This is a genomic window from Skermanella sp. (genome assembly GCF_059503625.1).
In genome coordinates this window covers 1-6,776 of record NZ_JCACHA010000954.1, presented here as the reverse complement: position 1 = coordinate 6,776, position 6,776 = coordinate 1, and the positions used below count along the sequence as shown (strand labels likewise).

Annotated in this window: 10 protein-coding genes and 1 other RNA gene; all 11 read left to right on the top strand. The window is 66.6% G+C overall.

Going from position 1 to position 6,776, the window contains the following annotated elements; genetic code table 11:
• Positions 1–263, top strand: a 263-nt coding sequence (locus AC5JJ6_RS34895; RefSeq protein WP_496046437.1) for a hypothetical protein, incomplete at its 5' end; no start/stop codon positions are given.
• A gap of 6 nt (positions 264–269) precedes the next feature.
• Positions 270–617, top strand: a complete 348-nt coding sequence (locus AC5JJ6_RS34890) for a cell division protein ZapA (protein ID WP_044432655.1) — start codon at positions 270–272, stop codon at positions 615–617.
• 13 nt (positions 618–630) lie between these two features.
• Positions 631–791: non-coding RNA, 6S RNA (gene ssrS, locus AC5JJ6_RS34885), on the top strand.
• A 21-nt stretch (positions 792–812) separates the two neighbouring features.
• Positions 813–1,421, top strand: coding sequence for a 5-formyltetrahydrofolate cyclo-ligase (locus AC5JJ6_RS34880; protein ID WP_496046436.1), 609 nt, complete (start codon positions 813–815; stop codon positions 1,419–1,421).
• 51 nt (positions 1,422–1,472) lie between these two features.
• A complete protein-coding gene (locus AC5JJ6_RS34875; RefSeq protein WP_429645258.1) occupies positions 1,473–2,291 on the top strand; it encodes a TIGR00282 family metallophosphoesterase in 819 nt (272 codons plus the stop codon).
• 259 nt (positions 2,292–2,550) lie between these two features.
• On the top strand, positions 2,551–3,300 hold the full coding sequence (locus AC5JJ6_RS34870) for a YebC/PmpR family DNA-binding transcriptional regulator (protein ID WP_496046435.1): 750 nt from the start codon (positions 2,551–2,553) through the stop codon (positions 3,298–3,300).
• 2 nt (positions 3,301–3,302) lie between these two features.
• Positions 3,303–3,821 carry a crossover junction endodeoxyribonuclease RuvC gene (gene ruvC / locus AC5JJ6_RS34865; RefSeq protein WP_496046439.1) on the top strand — a complete coding sequence of 173 codons (519 nt, stop codon included), beginning with the start codon at positions 3,303–3,305 and terminating at the stop codon, positions 3,819–3,821.
• The gene (gene ruvA, locus AC5JJ6_RS34860) at positions 3,818–4,435 is read left to right on the top strand and encodes a Holliday junction branch migration protein RuvA (RefSeq protein ID WP_496046434.1); all 618 of its coding nucleotides are present in this window, start codon (positions 3,818–3,820) and stop codon (positions 4,433–4,435) included. The genes ruvC and ruvA overlap by 4 nt, the downstream gene beginning before the upstream one ends.
• A 26-nt stretch (positions 4,436–4,461) precedes the next feature.
• Positions 4,462–5,496 (top strand): Holliday junction branch migration DNA helicase RuvB, encoded by a 1,035-nt coding sequence (ruvB, locus tag AC5JJ6_RS34855; RefSeq protein ID WP_496046438.1) that lies wholly within the window; start codon positions 4,462–4,464, stop codon positions 5,494–5,496.
• Complete coding sequence (gene ybgC / locus AC5JJ6_RS34850; protein ID WP_496046433.1) at positions 5,489–5,974, top strand: tol-pal system-associated acyl-CoA thioesterase; 486 nt, start codon at positions 5,489–5,491, stop codon at positions 5,972–5,974. The genes ruvB and ybgC overlap by 8 nt, the downstream gene beginning before the upstream one ends.
• A gap of 18 nt (positions 5,975–5,992) precedes the next feature.
• Entirely contained in the window at positions 5,993–6,715 is a 723-nt protein-coding gene (tolQ, locus tag AC5JJ6_RS34845) for a protein TolQ (protein WP_044432667.1), read from the top strand.
• Positions 6,716–6,776 lie beyond the last annotated feature (61 nt).

Genomic DNA, 6,776 nt, shown 5'->3' with positions numbered 1-6,776 from the left:
GTATCTTTTTAAATCTGCGCAGGATCGGCTTCGCCCCGATGGACCGTCTGAAAGTCGCTCTGGAACGTCTCGACGTGGCGATCGACCATCTCGATGCGGCATTCGACCACCACAAAGCCCGCATTTCCGCCGAGCGCGACGAACTGGGGCGAGCCCTGGCCGCCGCCCAGGAGGCGGAGGCCGAGGCGCGCGCCGTGGCCGACAGCGTGTCGGCGCGTCTGGATACGGCGATCGACCGCTTGCAGACCGTGTTGGAGGATTGAGAGCGCATGCCGCGTGTCGACATTACCCTGAATGGCCGCAGTTATCTGATCGGCTGCGAAGACGGGCAGGAGGCGCGCCTGCGCCATCTCGCCAGCTACCTCGAAGGGCAGGTGCGCGCGGTCGCGGCGCGTGCGCCGCTGGCGGGCGAGGGGCAGACCCTTGCCATGGCGGCCCTGCTGGTCACCGACCAGCTCTTCGACCTCAAGTCGGAATACGATGCGCTTGCCGCCGCCTCGCGCGAGCAGTCGCCGCCGGCCGGAATGGCGCCGGAAGACGAGGAAGTGGTGGTCGCCGCCGTCGATCATCTGGCAAAACGCATCGAGGATATTGCAGCCAGGCTCGAGCGTGCCTAGATTAGGGATCGGAAGGCTGCTGCGCGGTTCGTCAGGCTGCTTTATCCCTGGGGCCGATAACCTATTACTCTCGGGAGCTGTCCCTGCCGGGACCTTGGTCTCGGTACATGGCGCCCACCTGCCTAGGCAGGTCGCAGAGGATAGCAAATACGCCAACGGCCAAGCGGCACCTTCCACTTCCCTCATGGCGGTCCAATGACCGGCCCCGATGACGTTCCCCCCGGCGAACTACTCCGGATCAAGACCGAGGCCAGGGCGTCTGCAAAGCAGCGCCGTGCGGAAGCCGCCGCATCCGCAGGTCATGCCGCCGCCGAAGCGGTAGCGGAGCGCGTCGCCGGATTGCTTGCCGGCTTCCCCAAGACGACCGTCGTCGCCGGATACTGGCCGATCGGCACCGAGCTTGACGTCCGCCATACCCTGTCCCATCTGGACCTGATCGGTTTCGGCTGTGCGCTGCCGGCGGTGGTCGCCAGGGGCGAGCCCCTGGTCTTCCGCACCTGGACGCCACAGACCCCGATGGAGCGGAGCGGTCTCGGCATCCTTGCTCCCGCAGCCACGGTGGCGGAGGTCGATCCGGACGTGCTGCTGGTGCCGCTGCTGTCCTTCGACCGCGCCGGCTACCGGTTGGGCTACGGCGCCGGGTTCTACGACCGGACGCTGGAACGTCTGCGCCGGTCGAAGCGCGTTACGGCCATCGGCATCGGCTTCGCCGGCCAGGAAGTGGACGGTGTGCCGCGTGACGGTTACGACCAGCCGCTCGACTGGCTGGTGACCGAAAAATTCGTTCTTAAGATCGCTGAATAGTTCAGCTTGCTGGATCGGCCGACTGGATCGGCCTATTGGATTGATGGTGATATGAGACTCCTGTTCCTGGGCGACGTAGTCGGACGCAGTGGCCGCGAGGCCGCCCTCAAGCGCATTCCCGAACTGCGGGCTGCCCTGAAGACCGATTTCCTGGTGGTGAACGGCGAGAACGCCGCCGGCGGTTTCGGCATCACCGACAAGATCGCCAAGGAATTCTTCGAGGCCGGCGCCGACTGCATCACGACCGGCAACCACGTGTGGGACCAGAAGGAACTGGTCGGCTCGATCGACCGCGAGCCGCGCATCCTGCGCCCGCTGAACTACCCGGAAGGCACGCCGGGGCGCGGCGCTTCGATCTTCCAGCTTCAGGGCGGGCGCAAGGTCCTGGTCATGAACGTGATGGCGCGTCTGTTCATGGACGCGATGGACGACCCCTTCGCAGCGGTCGAAAAGGTGCTGCGCCAGCACCGGCTGGGCGGCGGCATCAACGCCGTGATCCTGGACTTCCATGGCGAGGCGACCAGCGAGAAGATGGCGATGGGCCATTATCTCGACGGCCGGGCGTCGCTGGTGGTCGGTACCCACTCCCACATCCCGACGGCGGACCTCCAGATCCTCAACGGCGGCACCGCGTTCCAGTCCGATGCCGGGATGTGCGGCGACTACGACAGCGTTATCGGCATGAAGAAGGAAGTGTCGGTCGCCCGTTTCGTCCGCAAGCTGCCGACCGAGAAGATGACTCCCGCCGAGAACGAGGCGACGGTCTGCGGCGTCTTCGTCGAGACGGACGACCGTACCGGACTGGCCGTCCGGGCGGAGCCGGTGCGGGTCGGACCGCGGCTGGCCAACCATCTGCCCGTGGTGGCGTAACCTGGACGTTGAAGATGGGTTGTTGGGCCACGGCCCAACAGCGTTTCATCGATGTCCTGCGCAAACGGGTTAGGCGCGCCGTAATCCCGCCATATTGATATCCTAACAAGGCGATGCGCTGTCGAGGGGCGGATGTTCGCGGTGACCGGTGTTTTTGCGACCGTTCTGTCGCGTGCGGCCCTGAACCAGGTGTGGTAGATAGCTGCCCCATCATCCCTATGGTCACACGAGAGAGCCTTTCAAGGGGCAGGTTGAGCGCATGGCTGGTCATTCCCAATTCAAGAACATCATGCATCGCAAAGGTGCGCAGGACATCAAGCGCGCCAAGATGTTCAACAAGTTCGCCCGAGAAATCGCCGTCGCGGCCAAATCAGGGCTGCCGGACCCGGCGGCCAATCCGCGCCTGCGCGCCGCCATCATCGCGGCTCGGGCACAGAACATGCCCAAGGACCGCATCGACCGCGCTGTAAAGAGCGGCAGTCCCGGCGGCGACGACGCCAACTACGAGGAAGTGCGGTACGAGGGCTACGGTCCCGGCGGCATCGCCCTGATCGTCGAGGCGCTGACCGACAACCGCAACCGCACCGCCGCCGAAGTGCGCTCCGCCTTCACCAAGCATGGCGGGACGCTGGGCGAGACCGGCTCGGTCGCCTTCATGTTCAGCCGCATCGGCCTGATCGTCTATCCGGCCAAGGCCGCCGAAGCCGACGCCATGTTCGAAGCGGCACTGGAAGCCGGCGCCGAGAACGTCGAATCGAACGATCAGGTCCACGAGATCACGACCGCGATGGAGGACATGTCCACCGTCCGCGACGCCTTGGAAGCGAAATTCGGCCCGGCCGAAAGCGCCGGCCTGACCTGGAAGCCGGGCAACACGATAGCGCTGGAAGAGGAAGCGGCCGCCAGCCTGCTGAAGCTTATCGACGTGCTGGACGACAGCGACGACGTGCAGACGGTCTCGGGCAACTTCGAGATCGCCGACGACCTGCTGGAGCGGCTGACCGCTTGATGATGGGACCGGGTACGTTCCGTCTGGTCGGCCTCGATCCGGGGCTTCGCCATACCGGCTGGGGCATCATCGATGTCTCCGGCAACCGGCTGAGCCATGTCGCCAACGGCGCCGTCCATTCCGACAGCGACCTGTCGCTGGCGGAGCGGCTGGTCCAGCTGCATGACGGCTTGACCGCGGTGATCGAGCGCTGGCAGCCGGACGAGGCTGCGGTCGAGGAAGTCTTCGTCAACAAGAACCCGGCCTCGACCCTGAAGCTGGGCATGGCCCGTGGCGTGGCGCTGCTGGTGCCGGCCAGGGCCGGGCTGCCGGTGGCGGAGTACCCGACCAACCTCGTCAAGAAGTCGGTCGTGGGGGCGGGACACGCCGATAAGAACCAGGTGCAGATCATGGTCGGAATGCTGCTGCCGGGGGTCGAGATGAAGTCGGCGGACGCTGCCGACGCCCTTGCCGTGGCGATTTGCCACGCGCACCATGCGGCGACCCGGCGGGTGGTGGCCTTGCAGCGGAGCGTGACATGATCGCCAAGCTCTCGGGTCTGCTCGACAGCGTCGGGACCGACCACTGCATCGTCGATTGTGGCGGCGTCGGTTACCTCGTGTTCTGCTCGGCGCGCACGCTGCGCCGCGTCGGCGACACCGGGACCGCCGTGTCGCTCCGCATCGAGATGCAGGTGCGCGAGGACGCCATCACCCTGTTCGGCTTCGTCGATCAGCCGGAGCGGGACTGGTTCCGGCGGCTGACCACCGTTCAGGGGGTAGGGTCCCGCGTGGCGCTGGCGCTGCTGTCGGTGCTGGAGCCGGATAAGCTGGGACAGGCGATCGCGGCGCAGGACCGGACGGCGCTGGCCCAGGCCGACGGCGTCGGGCCGAAGCTGGCCAACCGCCTGATCAGCGAGCTGAAGGACAAGGTCGCCGACCTCTACATGGGCGGCGGGGCCGTGACATCGGGTCCGGCGGGTGCTGCCGCGTCCGGTACCGCCGGCGTCACCAACGACGCGGTGTCGGCCCTGGTCAACCTAGGCTACCGCCGCGCCGACGCGTTTACCGCCGTGGCCGCCGCCGTTCAGAAGGCCGGCCCGGACGCCAAGGTCGAACAGTTGATCATGATGGGACTGAAGGAGCTTAGCGCGTGATGGAGGAGGCCGGGCATCCCGATCGCATGGTCCAGGCGGAGCCGATGACCGGCGAGCAGCCCGACAGCACGATCAGGCCGCTCAGCCTGTCGGAGTTCGTCGGCCAGCGTCAGGTCCGCGAGAACCTCGCGGTCTTCATCCAGGCGGCGCGGGCGCGGTCGGAAGCGCTTGACCATGTCCTGTTCTTCGGCCCTCCCGGTCTTGGCAAGACCACGCTGGCGCAGATCGTCAGCCGGGAGCTGGGAGTGGGTTTCCGCTCGACCTCCGGCCCGGTGATCGCGCGGGCGGGGGATCTGGCGGCGCTGCTGACCAACCTTCAGCCGCACGACGTGCTGTTCATCGACGAGATCCACCGGCTGGCCCCGGCGGTCGAGGAAATCCTGTATCCCGCGATGGAGGATTTCCAGCTCGACCTGATCATCGGGGAGGGGCCGGCGGCGCGCTCGATCAAGATCGACCTGCCGCCCTTTACCCTGGTCGGGGCGACCACGCGCTCCGGCCTGATCACCCGGCCGCTGCGCGAGCGCTTCGGCATCCCGCTGCGGCTGCAATTCTACGAACCGGACGAGCTTGAGCTGATCGTCAGCCGCGCCGCCCGCGTGCTGGGACTGGACCTGACGCCCGATGGCGCTTCGGAGATCGCGTTGCGGTCCCGTGGCACCCCGCGCGTCGCCGGCCGCCTGCTGCGCCGGGTGCGGGACTTCGCCTCGGTCGCGGGGCCGGGACCGGTCGATGCGAGGGCGGCGGACGCAGCCCTCAACCGGCTGGAAGTGGACCGGCTGGGCCTGGACGGGATGGACCGCCGCTATCTCGGCTGCATCGCCGGCAACTATGCCGGCGGCCCCGTCGGCGTGGAGACCCTGGCGGCGGCGCTGGGCGAGCAGCGCGACGTGCTGGAGGAAGTGGTCGAGCCGTACCTGATCCAGCAGGGCATGCTTCAGCGTACGCCCCGTGGACGCATGCTGACCGATGGCGGCTTCCGCTATCTGGGCCTCAGCGTCCCGCAGGTGCCGGCGCGTCAGCTCGACCTTCTGGTGCCGGGGGAGGATCTCGATGAATGATCCGAGGACGAATGATCCGGGTGGATATCTGGACGGCGTGGTCCACCGGCTCCCCATCCGGGTCTACTACGAGGACACCGATGCCGGCGGCATCGTCTACCACTCCAATTACCTGCGCTTCGCCGAACGCGGACGTACGGAGATGCTGCGCGCCCTGGGCAGCGGGCATACCGACCTCGTCCGGAGCGAAGGTGTGGCCTTTGCGGTACGCAGGTGCGAGATCGACTTCCGATGGCCGGCGCGGCTCGACGACCTGCTTGAAGTCGAGACGCGGATAGCGGATATCGGCGGCGCCTCCATCGTGTTCGAGCAAACCATTTTCAAAGTGGCCGACATGGCTGCCAAGACCGAGCGCCGGCTCCTTGTTCGTATTTTGTTAACCGTGTTCTGCCTCAATCCGCAGGGACGTCCTGTCCGGCTGCCCGGCCCTGTCCGGTTGGCGCTGGACGATCTTCAGGCGCGCGACGCAATTAGCTAATGGGCGAGACTGACTAAAATGGATCCTTCTGTCGTCACCTCCGGAGCTGCCGCAGCGACGGCCCATAACCTGTCCGTGTGGGGCCTGTTCATGGCCGCGGACATCGTGGTCAAGGCGGTCATGCTGATGCTGTTCGCGGCCTCGGTCTGGTGCTGGGCGATCATCTTCGAAAAGATCGTCAAGCTGCGGAAGCTCAATGCCCAGGCCGCCGATTTCGAGGAAAGCTTCTGGTCCGGCGGCTCGCTGGAGAAGCTGTACGAGGACGTCGGCAAGCAGCCGAACGATCCGATGGCCGCGACCTTCGCCGCCGGCATGCGCGAATGGCGCCACGCCAGCGAGCGGGCGCTGAACGCGTCGGGCATCAAGGCGGGCCTGCAGCAGCGGGTCGAGCGGGTCATGTCCGTGACCATCGGCCGCGAGATGGCCAGGGCCGAGCGCTACATGTCGTTCCTCGCCACGGTCGGCTCGACCGCTCCGTTCGTCGGGCTGTTCGGCACCGTATGGGGCATCATGAACAGCTTCACCTCGATCGCGGCCTCCAACAACACCAGCCTTGCCGTAGTTGCTCCGGGCATCGCCGAAGCGCTGTTCGCGACGGCACTCGGCCTCGTCGCCGCCATTCCGGCGGTCGTCGCCTACAACAAGTTCTCGACCGACCTGGGGCGCTATGCCGACCGGCTGGACGCTTTTTCCAGCGAGTTCAGCTCGATCCTGTCGCGCTACCTTGAAGAGCGGGGCTGACCATGGGAGCCCAGCTCGCCGGTAAATCCAACGGCCGCGGCAAGCGCCGCTCGTACAGCCA